The 16,353-nt window shown below is 32.1% G+C and carries 16 protein-coding genes; 4 read left to right on the top strand and 12 right to left on the bottom strand.

Annotated features, from left to right (window positions below; all coding sequences use genetic code 11):
* Nucleotides 1-2 precede the first annotated feature (2 nt).
* Nucleotides 3-1,025, top strand: coding sequence for a tetraacyldisaccharide 4'-kinase (gene lpxK, locus GQ47_RS15310; RefSeq protein ID WP_035650149.1), 1,023 nt, complete (start codon nt 3-5; stop codon nt 1,023-1,025).
* 19 nt (nt 1,026-1,044) lie between these two features.
* On the opposite strand, the gene GQ47_RS15305 is transcribed toward lpxK, so the two are convergent.
* The 3 genes from GQ47_RS15305 to lipA all read right to left on the bottom strand — a co-directional run bounded on the left by GQ47_RS15305 (nt 1,045) and on the right by lipA (nt 5,183).
* The gene (locus GQ47_RS15305; protein WP_035650146.1) at nt 1,045-3,219 is read right to left on the bottom strand and encodes a tetratricopeptide repeat-containing hybrid sensor histidine kinase/response regulator; all 2,175 of its coding nucleotides are present in this window, start codon (nt 3,217-3,219) and stop codon (nt 1,045-1,047) included.
* A 25-nt stretch (nt 3,220-3,244) separates the two neighbouring features.
* Nucleotides 3,245-4,243: a type I glyceraldehyde-3-phosphate dehydrogenase gene (gene gap / locus GQ47_RS15300; protein ID WP_035650142.1), complete on the bottom strand. Its 999-nt coding sequence runs from the start codon at nt 4,241-4,243 to the stop codon at nt 3,245-3,247.
* 73 nt (nt 4,244-4,316) lie between these two features.
* Entirely contained in the window at nt 4,317-5,183 is an 867-nt protein-coding gene (gene lipA / locus GQ47_RS15295; protein WP_035650139.1) for a lipoyl synthase, read from the bottom strand.
* 328 nt (nt 5,184-5,511) lie between these two features.
* On the opposite strand from lipA, the gene GQ47_RS15290 reads away from it, so the two are divergent.
* A complete protein-coding gene (locus tag GQ47_RS15290) occupies nt 5,512-6,393 on the top strand; it encodes a M48 family metalloprotease (RefSeq protein ID WP_035650136.1) in 882 nt (293 codons plus the stop codon).
* A gap of 63 nt (nt 6,394-6,456) precedes the next feature.
* Here the strand turns inward: GQ47_RS15290 and GQ47_RS15285 are convergent, their stop codons facing one another.
* From GQ47_RS15285 to murB, 6 genes are all read right to left on the bottom strand, one after another.
* Nucleotides 6,457-6,837 carry a PH domain-containing protein gene (locus GQ47_RS15285; protein ID WP_035650134.1) on the bottom strand — a complete coding sequence of 127 codons (381 nt, stop codon included), beginning with the start codon at nt 6,835-6,837 and terminating at the stop codon, nt 6,457-6,459.
* Nucleotides 6,838-7,010: 173 nt separating this feature from the next.
* Nucleotides 7,011-7,832, bottom strand: coding sequence for an energy transducer TonB (locus tag GQ47_RS15280; protein WP_035650132.1), 822 nt, complete (start codon nt 7,830-7,832; stop codon nt 7,011-7,013).
* 156 nt (nt 7,833-7,988) lie between these two features.
* A complete protein-coding gene (locus GQ47_RS15275) occupies nt 7,989-8,540 on the bottom strand; it encodes an RNA polymerase sigma factor (protein WP_035650130.1) in 552 nt (183 codons plus the stop codon).
* Entirely contained in the window at nt 8,531-9,637 is a 1,107-nt protein-coding gene (locus tag GQ47_RS15270) for a glycosyltransferase (RefSeq protein WP_035650128.1), read from the bottom strand. Before GQ47_RS15270 ends, GQ47_RS15275 begins: the two co-directional genes overlap by 10 nt.
* A gap of 83 nt (nt 9,638-9,720) precedes the next feature.
* The gene (locus GQ47_RS15265) at nt 9,721-10,335 is read right to left on the bottom strand and encodes an FMN-binding negative transcriptional regulator (RefSeq protein ID WP_035650127.1); all 615 of its coding nucleotides are present in this window, start codon (nt 10,333-10,335) and stop codon (nt 9,721-9,723) included.
* A 65-nt stretch (nt 10,336-10,400) separates the two neighbouring features.
* The gene (murB, locus tag GQ47_RS15260; protein WP_035650125.1) at nt 10,401-11,414 is read right to left on the bottom strand and encodes a UDP-N-acetylmuramate dehydrogenase; all 1,014 of its coding nucleotides are present in this window, start codon (nt 11,412-11,414) and stop codon (nt 10,401-10,403) included.
* A 133-nt stretch (nt 11,415-11,547) separates the two neighbouring features.
* Here murB and GQ47_RS15255 point away from each other — a divergent pair, with 133 nt between their 5' ends.
* Nucleotides 11,548-12,279 (top strand): hypothetical protein, encoded by a 732-nt coding sequence (locus tag GQ47_RS15255; RefSeq protein WP_035650122.1) that lies wholly within the window; start codon nt 11,548-11,550, stop codon nt 12,277-12,279.
* 9 nt (nt 12,280-12,288) lie between these two features.
* On the opposite strand, the gene GQ47_RS15250 is transcribed toward GQ47_RS15255, so the two are convergent.
* The 3 genes from GQ47_RS15250 to GQ47_RS15240 form a co-directional block, all read right to left on the bottom strand.
* Nucleotides 12,289-13,341 carry a glycosyltransferase gene (locus GQ47_RS15250; protein ID WP_081909366.1) on the bottom strand — a complete coding sequence of 351 codons (1,053 nt, stop codon included), beginning with the start codon at nt 13,339-13,341 and terminating at the stop codon, nt 12,289-12,291.
* 72 nt (nt 13,342-13,413) lie between these two features.
* Nucleotides 13,414-14,091 (bottom strand): DUF2461 domain-containing protein, encoded by a 678-nt coding sequence (locus tag GQ47_RS15245; RefSeq protein WP_035650120.1) that lies wholly within the window; start codon nt 14,089-14,091, stop codon nt 13,414-13,416.
* A 123-nt stretch (nt 14,092-14,214) separates the two neighbouring features.
* Nucleotides 14,215-15,294: a DNA replication/repair protein RecF gene (locus tag GQ47_RS15240; RefSeq protein WP_035650118.1), complete on the bottom strand. Its 1,080-nt coding sequence runs from the start codon at nt 15,292-15,294 to the stop codon at nt 14,215-14,217.
* A 241-nt stretch (nt 15,295-15,535) separates the two neighbouring features.
* On the opposite strand from GQ47_RS15240, the gene GQ47_RS15230 reads away from it, so the two are divergent.
* Complete coding sequence (locus GQ47_RS15230) at nt 15,536-16,315, top strand: tetratricopeptide repeat protein (RefSeq protein ID WP_035650114.1); 780 nt, start codon at nt 15,536-15,538, stop codon at nt 16,313-16,315.
* Nucleotides 16,316-16,353: the final 38 nt, after the last annotated feature.

Genomic DNA, 16,353 nt, shown 5'->3' with positions numbered 1-16,353 from the left:
CTATGAATCTACTTCGAAAAATACTTTTTCCATTTGCCATTTTATACGGATTCATTACTTCGATCCGAAATTTTCTATTTGATAAAGGAATTCTGAAATCGACTTCATTTGATATTCCGGTAATTGCTGTTGGAAATTTAAGTGTTGGCGGAACCGGGAAAACGCCACAAATCGAATATTTGATTCGGTTATTGTCAGATAAATATCAAATCGCAACTTTAAGCCGAGGTTATAAAAGAAAGTCGGAAGGTTTTGTTTTAGCCGACGAAAATTCCAATGCCGAAATTTTAGGAGATGAACCTTTTCAGTTTTATCAAAAATTTCCATTTGTTATGGTTGCTGTTGATGCGAATAGAACAAATGGGATAAAACAATTGCTTTCACAACAAATTACGCCTGAAATTATTTTGCTTGATGATGCCTATCAACATCGAAAAGTAAAAGCCGGTTTTTATATTTTATTGACTTCGTATGATGATTTATATGCCGATGATTTCATGCTTCCAACAGGGAATTTACGCGAAAGCAGGAGCGGAGCAAACAGAGCAAAAATTGTAATTGTAACAAAATGCCCAAGAGATTTATCAGATGAAAAACAGGCTGAAATTCGATTGAAATTAAATTTAAGTTGTTCGCAACAAAGCTTTTTTACTTTTATAGATTATGATGATGAAATTTATAGTAAAGAAGAAAAAATAGAAATAAATCAAATAAAATCAGAATCAAAATTGCTTTTGGCTGGAATTGCAAAACCAAAACCATTTTTCGATTATCTTAAAAATGAAAATGACGAATGCTTGACTTTTCCTGATCATCATCACTTCTCTGGTGCCGATTTAGATTCCATTCAGGAAAAAGCAAAAGGCAGAAAAATAATTACAACTGAGAAAGATTACGTAAGATTGAAAGATTCAAAATTGGTTTCGCAATTGTATTATCTTCCAATAAAAAGCACTTTTATCAATCATCAACAAAATTTTGATGCTACGATTTTAGAGTATGTGAAAAATAACTTAGGAGCTTAGATGTTTCTTAGATGCTTAGTTAATCAAAAAACTTAGCAATTGTACTGTAGAATTCGTCAGGCACAAATGGTTTTGTAATTACATCGTTCATTCCGAAAGATAAAAGCATATCGCGATTTTCGTCAAGTGAAATGGCTGTCAAGGCAATAATTGGAGTTGTTTTGTCAAACTCTCGAATCAATTTTGTAGCCGTTGTTCCGTTGATGCCAGGCAAATGTACATCCATCAAAACCATATCAAAACGTTTTGCTTTTAAAAGTTCGACAGCTTCTTCACCATTGTCAATTATATCACAGCAAATGGCTTTGTTTTCCAGCATTTTTCGAGTAATCATCTGATTGATTTTGTTGTCTTCAATCAATAAAATCGATTTATGCTCTAATTGTTTGTCGCTGTATAATTTTGTGTTTTCTTCAACGACTTCTAATGGCTCAGTATTAATGTGGAAATTTAATTTGAAAGTAAAAGTAGAACCTTTACCAACTTCACTTTTTAATTTTATTTCGCCGCCAAGTAACTCAATTAATTTTTTTACAATAGTAAGACCTAAACCTGTTCCGCCATATTTACGGTTTACTTCAATAGAACCTTGCGAAAAACTTTCAAAAACAGATTGTAGTTTGTCTTCCGGAATTCCAATTCCAGTATCTACGATTTCAAAATAAACCGTGGCATTTTCTTCTTCAATCGCATATAATTTTGCGATTACATTGACATGCCCATTTTGTGTGAATTTTAAAGCGTTGTTGATTAAGTTGAGTATAATTTGAGACAATTTTGTTGGGTCACCAATCAAATTATCAGGAATTGCTTCGTCAATTTCCAGATTGAAGTAGTTTTTATTGGCTGTAGCCAATTCTTTTAAAGAACTCTGAATGTTAAACAACAGTTCTTTTAAATTGAAACTAATATATTCAACTTCAACTTTAGTGGAGTCAATTTTGTTGATTTCCAGAATTTCATTGATAAAAGTAGTCAGGTAGTTTCCTGAGAATTTCAATGATTCTAGATATTTTAATTGATTTTTTTTAGGATTGTCTTCTAAAAGTAAATGTGTAATTCCGTTGATTGCATTAAGCGGAGTCCGGAGTTCATGACTTACTGTTGATAAAAATTCAGATCTGGCTTTTGAAGCTTTTTCGGCTTTGTTTTTTGCCAAAATCAGTTCTTTGTTTTTTTCTCTTAAAAGTAAATTATTCTGGTTTCGAATAATATTGTTTTTGTAAAGCGCCAGACTTAAAAGTGATAAAATCGAAATCAATGCAATTGCCAGAATACTAACCAATTTTGAATAACGATAGGTTTTAAGCTGGATTTTCTGGTCACTTTCTCGCTGAATCGTATTGTTTATGGATTGCGTTTTTTTGAATTTCTCAAATTCATTGAGATCCAATTTTGCGTTTTTAAGTTTTAAAATATAATTTTCAATCTGATAATGCTCATCTAAATAAGAATAGGCAAGATCAAAATTTCTGTGTTTTTTGTAATACTGACTGATAGCAAGTATAATCTTAGATTTTTGAACAAGATTGTTGTTTTTTGCGCTATAATCGAGAGCATTGTCAAAATAAACTAAAGCCGAATCATTTCGCTTAAGTGCAGTTTCAAGAAGTCCAAGTTGATAATAAGAATCTGCTTTTGTTTTAAGGATTTTTGGATTGTCAGGTTTCTTTACTATTTTTTGGAAGGTCTTTGCAGAAAGCGGCAAATTTTTTCCAATTTTTAAAGCCATCGCTTTTTGATAACCTAAAATTTCGCCATGATCGACAATTTTTAATTCTTTTAATAAGCTGTCTGCTTTTTTGTAATAAATATTGCCAATTTCAAAATTTCCCTGTGCGGTATTGGTGGCTCCAATATAATGCAAAGCCAATATTTTTGTACATGTTGGTTTTACTTTATCAAACAGCGAAACGCTTTTATGAAAGTTTTTTAAAGCCGCATCAAATTTCTGCTGGTTGTAATAAATTTTCCCCAGTTTGAAAGTTTGATTGGCTAAATTTTCAGTTTTATTATTAGTTTGGCAAAAATCAATAGATTTTTTAGTGTAAAAAAGTGCCTTATTGTACTTTTTCTTTTCAAGATTTGAGTTGGCTAATTTATTGTAATAGGAAATACTATCCGTATTCTTTTTGGTTTGAGAATACAAAATTGAACTAAAAAAACAAACAAGAATAAGAATGCGGTATTTCATGTATGGCAATGCTTTTACAATGAATTTATGTTTTTCTTATCAGTAAAATCAAATCTATTAATCTTGATGAATAACCAATTTCGTTATCGTACCAGCCCACTACTTTTACCATTTTATCAATGACAGAAGTAAGTTGAGCATCAAATAAGCACGAATGTCTATTTCCAATTATATCAACAGAAACGATCGGATCTTCTGTGTAATCTAATATTCCTTTTAAATTTGTTTTTGAGGCTATTTCAAATGCTTTATTAATTTCTTCAATAGTAACAGCACGTTTTACATTGAATGTAATATCTGTTAATGAACCATCGGGAACTGGAACACGAATACCACATCCTCCGATTTTTTGATGCAATTTAGGAAAAATTTTTGTTAATGCCTTAGCTGCACCTGTAGTTGTTGGAACAATCGACTGACTTGCGCCTCGCGCCCTGCGTAAATCCTTATGTGGCTGGTCGTGAAGACTTTGGTCAGTTGTGTATGAATGTATCGTTGTAATATAAGCTTGTTCAATTCCGCAAAGATCGTCAATGATTTTAATCATAGGCGCAGCATTATTTGTTGTGCAGCTTGCATTTGAAACAATTGTCTCATTTCCTTCTAAAATATCTTCATTTACACCTAAAACTACTGTTTTTATTGTGTCAACTTCTGACGGAGCTGAAAGAATTACCTTTTTTGCTCCAGCTTCCAGATGCGCATTTAATTCTTCATGCGTTTTATATTTTCCGGTTGATTCAATTACAAAATCAATATTGTGGCTTTTCCAATCTAAGTTAGAAATATTTTTTTCATGAAAAAACTTAAAATGTTTATTATCAACAATAATTGATTCTTCATCATGACTCACAGTAAAAGGCAAAACACCATGAATACTGTCGTATTTTATTAAATGTGCCATCGTTTTATTGTCGGCAATATCGTTGATGGCAACAACTTCAATTTCTGGATGATTTAAAAGTAGGCGAAATAAATTTCTGCCGATTCTTCCAAAACCATTTATAGCAATTCTAGTTTTCAATTTTTCGTTTATTTGTTTAATCGTTTAACCGTTTAATCGGTTTTACAATTAAACGATTAAACGGTTAAACTTTTTATAAAATATGTTTTTGTGCTTTGTATGAAGAACGAACCAATGGCCCGCTTTCAACATGACGGAAACCTAATTCAAGTCCAAATTTTTCGTATCTCGCAAATTGTTCAGGAGTAATAAATTCCTTTACAGGCAAATGTTTTTTACTTGGTTGTAGGTATTGTCCAATAGTAACGACATCAACATTTGCATTGCGTAAATCAGTCATCGTCTGAAAAACTTCTTCTTCAGTTTCACCAAGACCTAACATAATTCCAGATTTAGTTCTGTTGATTCCTTTTTCTTTTAAGTAACGCAAAACTTCAAGACTACGGTCATATTTTGCCTGAATTCGAACTTCTCGTGTTAATCGGCGAACCGTTTCAACGTTATGAGAAACTACTTCAGGATTTGCTTCGACAATTCGGTCTATGTTTCTTTCGATTCCCTGAAAATCCGGAATTAAAGTTTCAAGTGTAGTATTTGGGTTCATTCTTCGGATTGCTTTTACAGTTTCAATCCAGATTATAGATCCTCCATCTTTTAAATCATCTCTGTCAACGCTAGTAATTACAGCGTGTTTGATGTTCATGATTTTAATAGAGCGGGCAACTTTTTCTGGCTCATCCCAATCTACTGTTTCTGGACGTCCGGTTTTTACACCGCAAAAACCGCAAGAACGTGTACAGATGTTTCCAAGAATCATAAAAGTTGCTGTTCCTTCACCCCAGCATTCCCCCATATTTGGGCAGCTTCCAGAAGTACAAATTGTGTTTAAGCTGTATTTATCAACTAAACCACGAAGTTCAGTATATTTTTGTCCAATTGGAAGTTTAACCTTTAACCATTTAGGTTTTCCAGTTGGTATATTTTCAATGACTGTTTCCATATATCAAAATTCAAAATACAAAGATAAGGAATGTAGTTTATTTTGGGATTTGTTTGTGGGTTTATTTGATGATTGATGTTTATGAAGTAGGAAGTTCTGTTTGAATATAATTCAGTTTAAATGTTAAAAATACGATTTTTAAGAACCACATTTGTCAAAATATTCCTCTTTTTGTTTGTCTAGCCTCTTAAGCCCAATAATTATGATATATAGTTGACTTTTAATCCTTTAATTTTTATACCTTTATTTGTTATAAAATACCTTTTTTTGAAATAAAAATAGAAATATAATGTAGTACATTTGTTGTTAAATTGTAATAAATAAAAACATGAAAAAGAAATTAATAGTTTTAGGAATTTTATTTGCCACATTGGGATTTACTAAAATGAATGCGCAAATTAATTTAGGAGATAAAGCAATGGGAGCGCTGCAAAAAGGTGTCACTAGTTTTACCTTGACTAATGCTGATGCAGCAACTTTATCGAAAGAAGCTGTTCGTAAATTAGATTCGACAAATGAAGTTGCAGGACCAAACGATGGTTATACTTTAAGATTAAACAGGGTTTTTGGAAAATATACTTCTGGTGAAGGGTATACGCTGAATTATAAAGTTTATAAATTGAAAGAAGTAAACGCATTTGCAACTGCTGACGGAAGTGTTCGTGTATATTCAGGTTTAATGGATATTATGGATGATAATGAATTGTTGGCGGTTATTGGTCATGAAATTGGTCACGTAGCAAATAATGATACGAGAGATGCTATGCGAGCGGCTTATCAAAAAGAAGCTTTAATTGATGGAGCATCTTCACAATCAACAAAAATTAGTGCTGTAACAGATAGTCAGTTAGGGAAAATAGGAAGTGCAATGATTGATAGTAAACACAGCCGAAAACAAGAAGCTGAAGCCGATTTGTTTTCGTATAATTTCTTAAAGAAAAATGGTTACAATGTAAATGCTGAAGAATCTGCTTTTAGAATTTTGGCTAAAATGAGTCAGGGAGCTGAAGCTTCTTTTCTTGACAGAATGATGAGTTCGCACCCGGATTCTGCTAAAAGAGCCGATGATGCTAAAGCAAGAGCAGAAAAAGATGGTTTATATAAGCCATATGTACAGCAAAAAATTGTAAATACAGCTCCTGTTGTCAAAACTACTACAACAAAAAAAGCAACTACAACAAAGAAAACGACAACAACTAAAAAGAAATAGTTGTTCTGATTTAAATAAAAAAAACGGCAAATTTTAAATTTGCCGTTTTTTTTATTTAAAAGATTATCCTAAAACGTGGTGTGCCAAAACTTTTTGAACATCATACACATTTACAGATTTATTGAATTGTTTTACAATACTCGGGTTTAATTCGCTTGAAACCCAAATTTTCAATTCGGCATCCAAATCAAAAGTACCGGCAGTTTCAACACTAAAACGAGTAATGCTTTTATAAGCGATTGATTTGTATTCCGTTTTGCTTCCTGTAATTCCTTGAACATCAACTAGAATTAATCTTTTGTTTGTGAAAATAAAAGTGTCACGAATCAATTTAAAACCCATTTCGATTTCTTCGTTATCAGTTAAAAGTTGTCCGTATTTTTTAAGTAAATCTTCTTGACTGACAGTACCTGCATTGCCCATAAGAGCAGAAAATATTCCCATTTTTTAGTTTTTAGTTTTAGTGTAAATGTTTTGCCTTTTTAAGGAATAGCAAAAGTAATTAAAATTAAAAAATAAGTTCGTCTTTAAATAATAAATGAGATTTGTGAGGTTAAGTTTTATAGCATAAAAAAAGCAGAACCTAAGTTCTGCTTTTCTGTTTTTCGATTATTATTTTATTCAGGTTGTGTTTTAATTGTAATAGGAAGATTATATGCTGTTCTAACAGCTTTTCCATTTAAAACACCTGGAACCCATTTTGTTTTTAATGATTTTAATACTCTAATAGCTTCTTTGCCCATTCCGTAACCTGGATCTTTTTGTACCATGATGTCAGTTATTGATCCGTCTCTTTCAATTACAAAAGAAACATATACTTTAAGAGTCATTTCAGCGTCCAATTCTGGTCTTTTAAAGTTATTTCCAACATAGCTGTAAAACTTGTCCATTCCTCCAGGAAAACTAGGCATTTTGTCTAGTGCTGCTGCAATTACAGGGCTATTGTCAACCGGAGCTGGATCGGAAACATTTCCTTCTCCACCGCTTCCTGGCAATGCATTTGTTACAGTTCCATCGCCACCTGTAGCATTGTCTACAACCGTATGATTTTCAACATTTGTTGCAATTTCCTGAACAGCTTCTTCTGTACGAGATACAACAGGATTTGTTAACTGTTCCGAAGTAATTGGTTTAGTAGCTTCCTGTTTTTGTGCAGGTGGAGCAACAGGTTCCTGTTTTTCAGGTTTTACCAATGGATCTACTTTTACAACAATTGGATCTGGAAGAGTAGTAATAGGTTCAACAGCTTCATGTGGTCTTAACTTATTAATCAGCATCGATGCGCTTCCTAAGGCGGCTATCAACAGCAACGCCATAAATAAGGCAGTAACTGTTGTTTTAGAATTTTCTTGGCGTAATTGATACGCTCCATACTCTTTGTTTTTGTTTTCGAAAACAAGATCGGTCCACTTGCTTTCATAGATGCTTGATTTTGACATGATTTTTGGATTTTAAGGTTAAGTAACTTTAAATCATACGCGAATAGGGTTTGGGTTTTAGCAAACAACGTAGGAGTTGTTGTTTTAGTATGTTAGATAATAAGTTTTTTAAGAAAAAGTATGACAATACTTTAATCTTTTCTTAAAGATAATAAATTATCTGTTACGTTCAATGATTTCTGCCAATAATTTTTTGGCACGAAGAAGTTTGACTTTTACATTGCTTAAAGGCTCATCAATTTTAGAAGCGATCTCCTGATAGGACATTTCCTGAAAATAACGAAGTTGAATAACTTCCTGATAGTGGGGTTTTAATTCTTTGATGCATAAAAGCAAACGAGAGAGATTTTGCTCTTTAATTAATGCATCTTCTGCAGATGGAGTAGGGTCGGCAATGTTGTATGCCTGCTGATCTTCGCTATCTGTGATTTCGATAAAAAGATTGGTTTTCTTTTTACGCAATAAATCTATATAAACATTTTTTGCGATGCTAATCAGCCAGGTATTGAATTTAAATTCGGAGTTGTATGTGGCGATCTTGTCGAAAGCTTTTGAGAAAGTTTCAATAGTGATATCTTCGGCAATTGTTTCGTTTTCGGTGCGCTTCAGCATGAAGCCGTAAACTTCATTCCAATAAAAATCTAATAAAAAAGTAAAGGCGATCTGATCGCCTTTTTTTGCTTTTTCTATTTTAGAATTTATTTCCAATGTACCGGTTTTGAAAAGATATTAGTTATAAAGATATTAATTTGTGTCAATATAAGCATCATCTCTACAACAGGAAACCAAATTTTCAAGTCTTTTTCTTTTAGTTTTCCAGCTGAAAATCCCATTACGGTCCATGCAACGGTATAACGAGTCGCTAAAATTGCCAACACTGCAATCCATTGAAATTGGAAAGACAATAAAAGGATAACCAAAATAAAGAAAAATAATTGTGAGATATAAAAAATACCCAATTGCATTTTGTCAAAAAACTTGTAATGTTCTGCAGTCGAAACGTGTCTTCTTTTTTGATTGAACCACTCTTTATAAGATTCTTTCGGTTTTGAATATGTAAAACTTTCAGGATTATAGGAAATTGTTGTGTTTGATTTGTTTGCTGCCTGATTTATGAATAAATCATCATCACCAGAACGCACTTGAATGTGATCAATAAAACCATTTACATTAAAAAATTCTTCTTTTTTGTAAGCAAGATTTCGTCCAACTCCCATATATGGAACGCCTATTTTTGCCCATGAAAAATATTGTACGGCAGTTAAAATGGTTTCAAAACGAATTACTTTGTTTAATATTGAACGATTTATTTTTTCATAACCTCCATAACCAAGAACAATAGTTTTGTTCATTGTAAAATGCGAAGTCATTGAAGTGATCCAATTTTTAGAAGTTGGATAACAATCGGCATCAGTAAATAAAAGGTATTCTTTTTTCGAAGCTTTGATTCCTAAAGTCAGCGCATATTTTTTATTTCCCCAGAAAGCTTCGTTATTTTCAACTTTCACTAAACGAATATTTGAATACTGTTTTTCAAATTCTTCAAAAACCTCTAAAGTTTCATCTCTTGAAGCGTCATCAATTAAAACAATTTCAAAATCCGGATAATCTTGTTCGGCTAAAAGCGGTATAAATTTCTTGACATTTTCTTCTTCATTTTTGGCACAGACAATTACGGAAACCGGAAGTTTTTTGGGTGTAATTTCTTGTTGTTTAGCGAAAGCAAACTTTCCAAATACTCCTAAGTAATAAAAAAGTTGTACGACAACGATACCAATAAAAAAGTAAAATAAAATTGTAAGCATCTGATTTTAATATCTTTTAATTTCTGAATCTTGCGAGTGCAAATGTACTTATGAATTCCTAATTTTCAATGTCCAAAACCAATTTACTTTCGGCATTTTGACATTTCTTTTGCAACAGCAATAGCCTGAGGGTTTTCGGTTTTTTCTAATTCCGAAATTATGTTTTTATAATTAAAATCATCACGATTTTGAGATAGTTTTTTAGTTGCCTGAATTTCACTGATTTCGATTTCAAAACCGAAGATTCCTCTTGCTTCACGCATTGTTTTTTCTGATAAATTTTCAACACGAACAGGATTTTCTGAATTTGCTTCGTACTTATCAACCAATTTTTTTAATTGCTCAACAGAAGTTTCATAATCCACAATCTTGATTTTTCCATAAACATGTACGGCTATATAGTTCCATGTTGGTACATTTTCATGATCATACCAAGAAGAAGAAATATAACTATGCGGACCTGTAAAAACGGCTAAAACCTGATCGTTTTCCTTAAAACCTTCTGCTTGCGGATTCAGTTTTGAAATATGTCCTTGCAAAATTTCTTTTCCGTCAGCATTAATTTCAAGTTCTATTGGAATATGAGTTGCGCACAATTTTCCATTAGTTTGATTGATTAGGATTCCAAAACTGTTTTCTTTTAAAAAAGTTCTGATTTCTTCAGGATTTTCGTTTTTGTATAAATCTGGAGTGTACATTTTTTTCTTTTTTAGGTTCAAAGGCTCAAAGAAACAAAGGTTCGAAGGTTTGAAAACCTTAATTTTTAGATCACATTGACTTCGGCTTCAATATGAATTCCGAATTTTTCAAAAACTGTTTTTTGAACTTCTTTAGAAACAGCCAAAATTTCCTGCCCCGTTGCATTTCCATAATTCACTAAAACCAAAGCTTGATTTTTATGAACTCCGGCGTCGCCAAAACGTTTTCCTTTAAAGCCCGCTTGCTCAATCAACCATCCTGCCGGAACTTTAACTTCAGTATCTGAAACTTCATAATATTTCATTTCAGGGAATTTTTGATGGATTTTCTCAAAATCAGATTTTAATAAAATCGGATTTTTGAAGAAACTTCCGCTATTTCCTAATTCTTTCGGATCTGGCAATTTGCTTTGTCTGATAGCAATTACAGCATTGCTTACATCTTTTAATGTTGGTTCAGAAATGTTGTTTTTAGCCAATTCAGCTAAAATATCTCCGTAAGAAGTATTGATTTTATGATTGCGTTTCGTCAATTTAAAAATAACCGAAGTAATAATATATTGGTCTTTTACTTCGTGTTTGAAAATACTTTCGCGATAACCAAAATTACATTCGGCATTTGTGAACGTTTTCATTTGTTGCGTTACAATATTCATCGCTTCGCAAGAAATAAAAGTATCTTTAATTTCGGTTCCATATGCGCCAATATTCTGCACTGGAGTTGTACCAACATTTCCTGGAATCAACGACATGTTTTCTAATCCGCCAAAATTGTTTTCGATTGTCCAAAGAACGAAATCGTGCCAGGTTTCGCCGGCTTGACTTTCAACCCAAACAAAATCGTCGTCTTCTTTTGTGATTTTTTTTCCTTTTAAATCAATATGAATAACTAAGGCCTCAATATCTTTCGTTAAAAGCATATTGCTTCCTCCTCCTAAAATGAACTTTTTCTCGTTTTTGTTTTCTTCTAAAATTGTTTTTAATTCATCGATAGAATGAACGGCAACGAATTGTTTTGCATTGGCTTCAATACCAAAAGTGTTGTGTTTTTTTAAAGAAAAATTGGATTGGATTTCCATATATAAAAGGCTTTTTAATCAGTGTCAAAAGTAAGGATTATAATTTATTTGAAACGGGTTTTAAATAAATATCAAGCCTCGAAAAACAAATTGATTTCTTTTGTAAGTTTGAAAGAATTATAATGTTATAATTATGAAAGAATTTTTTCTTAAGAATAAAGTTTTCCTCTTTTTAAGTTTCTTTTTATCAATTTCTTCTTTCGCGCAAATTAATATTGTCGGTGAATGGAAAACGAAAGATGTAATTGGATATACAGATGTTGCAGAATATTCTTTGATTAAATCTAAATCAGCACAGAATAATTATGGTCGCCGTTTAATGTTCAAATTAGATGGCACATTTTTATGTGATGAGCCAATTGAATGTCCTAATGGTTGCTCTGTTTTTACTTCAGGTACTTATACAGTTGTTGATGAGGATCATATACGTATGATTGTTGAAAATATTCGTTTTGTTGGGTTTTATTGTGGAGGGAAAAAATCACAACTGGGAGATGTTAGTAAAGATTTAGGTATTTTTTATGTTTATAAAGAAAAAGAAGATGTTATTCGATTAATTCCGAGTAACGGAATTTTACAGGAAGATAAAGATAAAATTCTATACAATCAACTGACCAATAATTTTTACAAAGAATGGAAAAAGTATGATTACTCATGGCAAAATACTAATGGAAGCAATCAGCAAGAAATTATAAAAGATTGCGTCGATTCTAAAAAACAGATTGATTTATCGAATTGCGAAGTTGTTTTTTCTGCAAAAAAGGATTTAGAGGAGTTTTTAATTTTGAAAGATGAAAAAGAATTTCATTATGTAGTTTATGATTCTTATCGTAAAAAAGTTTCTTTAGCTTATCCTAAAGAATAAAGGTTAAGGTTATTTCATTGTTTGTGAATTTAATAACTGATGATATTTCTCCGAAATAACTTTCATATTAATATCATAATTCGCATTTTCCTCAACAAATTTTCTATTTCGAATAATACTCTCATTTCGTAATTCAGCATTTTCAAACGACCAAATCAATTCTTCTGCAAGCATTTCGATATTATCAATTTCAATCAATTGTCCGTTTTCACGATGTGTTATCCAGCTTTGATTTCCAGGAATGTCAGAAACTACAGGATAACAATTGCAGGCCATGGCTTCAAATAAAGATGCCGAAACACCTTCAGTAATTGGCATGCTGATATAAATATTAGATTGCTGTAATAATTTAGGAAGTTCTGTATTTGGAATTCTTCCGGTAAAAATCACTTTGTTTTCGATTTGAAGTTCTTTCGCTAAATCTTTTAAAGATTGCAATCTTGTTCCGTCTCCAACAATTGTCAAAGAGAAATCAATTCCTTTTTGATTTAAAATTCCGAAAGCTTTTAAAATAGAATCGTGTCGATATTCAGGCTGAAGCGAACGCGTAACAATCGCTTCAATTTTATTTGAATTATTGGTTAAAGGAGTGAAAAGTTCTAAGTCAATTCCTTTTGGGAGTACCAAAACTTTGTTCATGTCAACGCCAGTTGCTTTCATGTGAATTGCCATAACAGGTCCCCACGCATGAATTAAATGCGCTTTTTTGAAAGCATATTTCTGAATGAATTTTTTATAAGGATATAAAACAGAAGTTTCTGGCCATAAATCGGTGCGGCCTTGTTGTGCGATTGCGATAGTTTTAGATCCGGATAAAGCAGCAAGAAAACCGTAACTAGTAGTTCTTTCTGCGATAACCATATCTGGTTTTTCTTTTTTGATGATTTTACGAATAGAAATCGGAGCGAAGAAATACTCTAGAATACGTTTGAATCTCTGATTGTTTGAAGTTTGAAGTTCCCAAGTGATAATTTCAAAATCACCAAATTCTTTCAGGCCTTTCATCCAAGTTATGGCGTCGGCGCGATACGATTCTCCAAGAAAAAGTATTTTTCTTTTCATTATAAAAGTTTTTCGCTGCGAATTCACGAATTAATTTTGAATAATTCATGAATTCGTGGCGATTTTTTATCTCTAAAATTCTTCAGTGTCTAAAGCGCGATTGATAAATTCGTTTAGAGGTTTTAAAGCAATTAGTTTTTTGCTGATTTTTGCAACGAAATCTTTCTGAGTCACTTCAGAAATATCATATTTTTGAGTTGCAGTGAAACTCTTTAATTTTAAAAATTCAATCGCCGGATGGTCTTTTTCGTAACCACGCGGCATGCTTTTAAGCGAATTATTTTCGTTGAAATCTAAATTTCCGAATTCTTTTTTGAAGTCTTTTTCGTTTAAAATTTCCTGTAAATCATCATAGAAAAAGGCAATTTCTTTACGAACCTTTTTCAAATCTTCTGACTCGGGAGAATAAAATCCGCCGGCGATAAAACTGGCGCCTTTTTCGATATGAACATAATATCCTGCTCGGTTTAAACCTCGAATTCCGCTTGACATCCAAACACCTAAATGTGCTTTATAAGGAGATTTGTCTTTAGAAAAACGAATATCACGATTGATTCTGAAAGTACAGTTTTTGACTTCTAATAATTCTAATGACGGATCAAGTGGTTTCATCGCATCAAGAAAATCACTTACCAATTGATGGTAATCTTTCTTGAAAACTTCGTATCGCTTTTTATTTTCCTGAAACCATTCTCGATTGTTGTTCTTTTTTAAATCGTCTAAAAATTGCAATGATTCTTTCGCTAGCATATTCCTTAAATATTTATTGCAGTTGTTTTTTAAGTTTTGTTCTGGCTAATTTAATAATTTCTATTTTGGGATTGATTGTAAAAACTGATACAAATTATATCAATTTTAAATCATCAGATAAAATCACAAATTGAATATTTTATAACTCTGATGTGTCGATTTTACAATCGTTTCGGTCCTTTCAGGATGTGTGTCAGAAATGAAAAGTTGACCAAAAGTTTCGCTGTTTACCATTTCGACAATTTTGGCAACGCGAGTTTCATCCAATTTGTCAAAAATATCATCAAATAAAAGGATTGGTTTTACGCCACTTTGTTTTTTCAAAAATTCAAATTGAGCTAACTTTAAAGCAATCAAAAAAGATTTTTGTTGACCTTGCGACCCGAATTTTTTTATCGGATGCGAATCAATTTCAAAAGACAAATCATCTTTATGAATTCCAACTGTTGTATAATGAAGCACACGGTCTTTGTTAATGTTTTCCTGTAGAAGCGTCAATAAGTCTTTTTCAAACAAATGACTTTCATAAACCAACTGAACACTTTCTTCAGATCCTGTTATAGCTTGATGATGTGTATTAAATATAGGTATAAACTGCTCGAGGAATTCTTTTCGTTTTTCAAAAATCGATTTTCCATATTCTTGCAGTTGCTCATTATATATAGATAAGGTATCGTTATCGAATGTATGATTGAGGGCGAAATATTTCAAAAGCGCATTTCGCTGCGTAATCACTTTTTGATAATTTATCAGTTCATGTAAATAGGTTGAATCGAGTTGCGAAATTACGCTGTCCATAAATTTACGACGCGTTTCGCTTCCTTCAACAATTAAATCTCGATCGGCAGGCGAAATAATCACAAGCGGAATAAATCCAATGTGATCGGAGAATTTGTCGTACGCTTTTCCGTTTCTTTTTAAAACCTTTTTTTGTCCTTTTTTTAAACTGCAGACAATTTGCTCTGTTCTGTTATTTTTGTTTATTTCGGCATCAATTACAAAAAACTCTTCGCCATGTTTGATATTTTGAACCGCAAGAGGATTAAAATAACTTTTTCCGTATGCTAAATGATAAATCGCATCGAGTACATTGGTTTTTCCAATGCCATTTTTTCCCACGAAACAGTTGATTTTGATGTCGAAATCAAAACTTGCTTCAGAAAAGTTTTTATAATTGAATAATGAGATCTTGTTTAAATGCATTTTTCAGGGACTCCATTTGTAAATTTACCGTTTTTGGACGGTGAAAATTTGAGGGTGCAAATTACCGAAAATTATCGATATAATTGGCTTTACGGCAGTCTTGAACCGATTTATTTTATCGCTTCCGCGAAAGCGCAAGTGAATAAGAAAATTATTTTTTTTAAAATAGTGATAAAATTGATTTTTTTTGCCTCAGTTTCAAGAAAAATTTTATTTTTGCCGTTCACTAAATTATTTTTAAATGGCAACTTACAATAAAAGAGGATATAAGACACCAAAAGAGAAGGAAGTTAAAGAAGTTACTGAAGAACAACAGGTAGTTATTGACGAAAAAGACAGCGCAACTGCTGGTGTTTTTTCTAAATTAGATGAGACTGCTTCAAGAACTGAGGATTGGGTGGCTAAAAATCAAAAAATCATTATTGGTTTAGTTGCTGGTATTGCGGTGGCTACTATTGGTTATTTGGCTTACCAAAAATTTGTAGAAACTCCTAAGCAAGATGAGGCTGCAAACGAAATGTTCGTTGCACAACAAAACTTTGATAAAGCTGTAAACGGTGTTGCAAGTGATTCATTGTACAAATTGGCATTAAACGGTTCAGAAGGTAAATTCGGATTTGTTAAAATTGCTGACGAATATTCTGGAACAGATGCTGGAAACTTAGCAAACTACTATGCTGGTATGGCTTATTTGAATACTGGTAAATTTGATGATGCTATCAAATATTTAGGAGAATTTAAATCTGAAGATGCTATTTTAGGTGCTTTGGCAACTGGGGCTATCGGTGATGCTTACTCTCAAAAAAACAATCAAAAAGAGGCTTTAAGCTATTATGTTAAAGCTGCAGGTGTTAATAAAAATGATTTTACTACACCTCGTTTCTTGCTAAAAGCGGCTAAAACAGCAATCGCTTTAGGTCAGAAAGAAGATGCTTTAAAATATTTAAACGATATCAAAGATAATTTTGATGCTACTCCAGAAGCTGCTTCTGTTGATGTATTAATTGGATTAGCACAATAATTTAATTTTTAGAGTTCAGATTTAGTTTTTAGATTTGT

It is taken from the genome of Flavobacterium sp. ASV13, assembly GCF_000745775.1.
GTDB lineage: Bacteria > Bacteroidota > Bacteroidia > Flavobacteriales > Flavobacteriaceae > Flavobacterium.
The sequence above is the reverse complement of the archived record's forward strand: the minus strand, read 5'-3'. Positions and strand labels throughout refer to the sequence as shown.

Excerpts from the sequence above, each read along its gene's own strand:
- GQ47_RS15280 (WP_035650132.1), bottom strand. The coding sequence starts at position 7,832 with ATGTCAAAATCAAGCATCTATGAAAGCAAGTGGACCGATCTTGTTTTC.
- GQ47_RS15285 (WP_035650134.1), bottom strand. The coding sequence starts at position 6,837 with ATGGGAATATTTTCTGCTCTTATGGGCAATGCAGGTACTGTCAGTCAA.
- GQ47_RS15230 (WP_035650114.1), top strand. The coding sequence starts at position 15,536 with ATGGCAACTTACAATAAAAGAGGATATAAGACACCAAAAGAGAAGGAA.
- lipA (WP_035650139.1), bottom strand. The coding sequence starts at position 5,183 with ATGGAAACAGTCATTGAAAATATACCAACTGGAAAACCTAAATGGTTA.
- GQ47_RS15290 (WP_035650136.1), top strand. The coding sequence starts at position 5,512 with ATGAAAAAGAAATTAATAGTTTTAGGAATTTTATTTGCCACATTGGGA.
- murB (WP_035650125.1), bottom strand. The coding sequence starts at position 11,414 with ATGGAAATCCAATCCAATTTTTCTTTAAAAAAACACAACACTTTTGGT.
- GQ47_RS15265 (WP_035650127.1), bottom strand. The coding sequence starts at position 10,335 with ATGTACACTCCAGATTTATACAAAAACGAAAATCCTGAAGAAATCAGA.
- lpxK (WP_035650149.1), top strand. The coding sequence starts at position 3 with ATGAATCTACTTCGAAAAATACTTTTTCCATTTGCCATTTTATACGGA.
- GQ47_RS15270 (WP_035650128.1), bottom strand. The coding sequence starts at position 9,637 with ATGCTTACAATTTTATTTTACTTTTTTATTGGTATCGTTGTCGTACAA.
- GQ47_RS15255 (WP_035650122.1), top strand. The coding sequence starts at position 11,548 with ATGAAAGAATTTTTTCTTAAGAATAAAGTTTTCCTCTTTTTAAGTTTC.
- GQ47_RS15240 (WP_035650118.1), bottom strand. The coding sequence starts at position 15,294 with ATGCATTTAAACAAGATCTCATTATTCAATTATAAAAACTTTTCTGAA.
- GQ47_RS15250 (WP_081909366.1), bottom strand. The coding sequence starts at position 13,341 with ATGAAAAGAAAAATACTTTTTCTTGGAGAATCGTATCGCGCCGACGCC.
- GQ47_RS15245 (WP_035650120.1), bottom strand. The coding sequence starts at position 14,091 with ATGCTAGCGAAAGAATCATTGCAATTTTTAGACGATTTAAAAAAGAAC.
- GQ47_RS15305 (WP_035650146.1), bottom strand. The coding sequence starts at position 3,219 with ATGAAATACCGCATTCTTATTCTTGTTTGTTTTTTTAGTTCAATTTTG.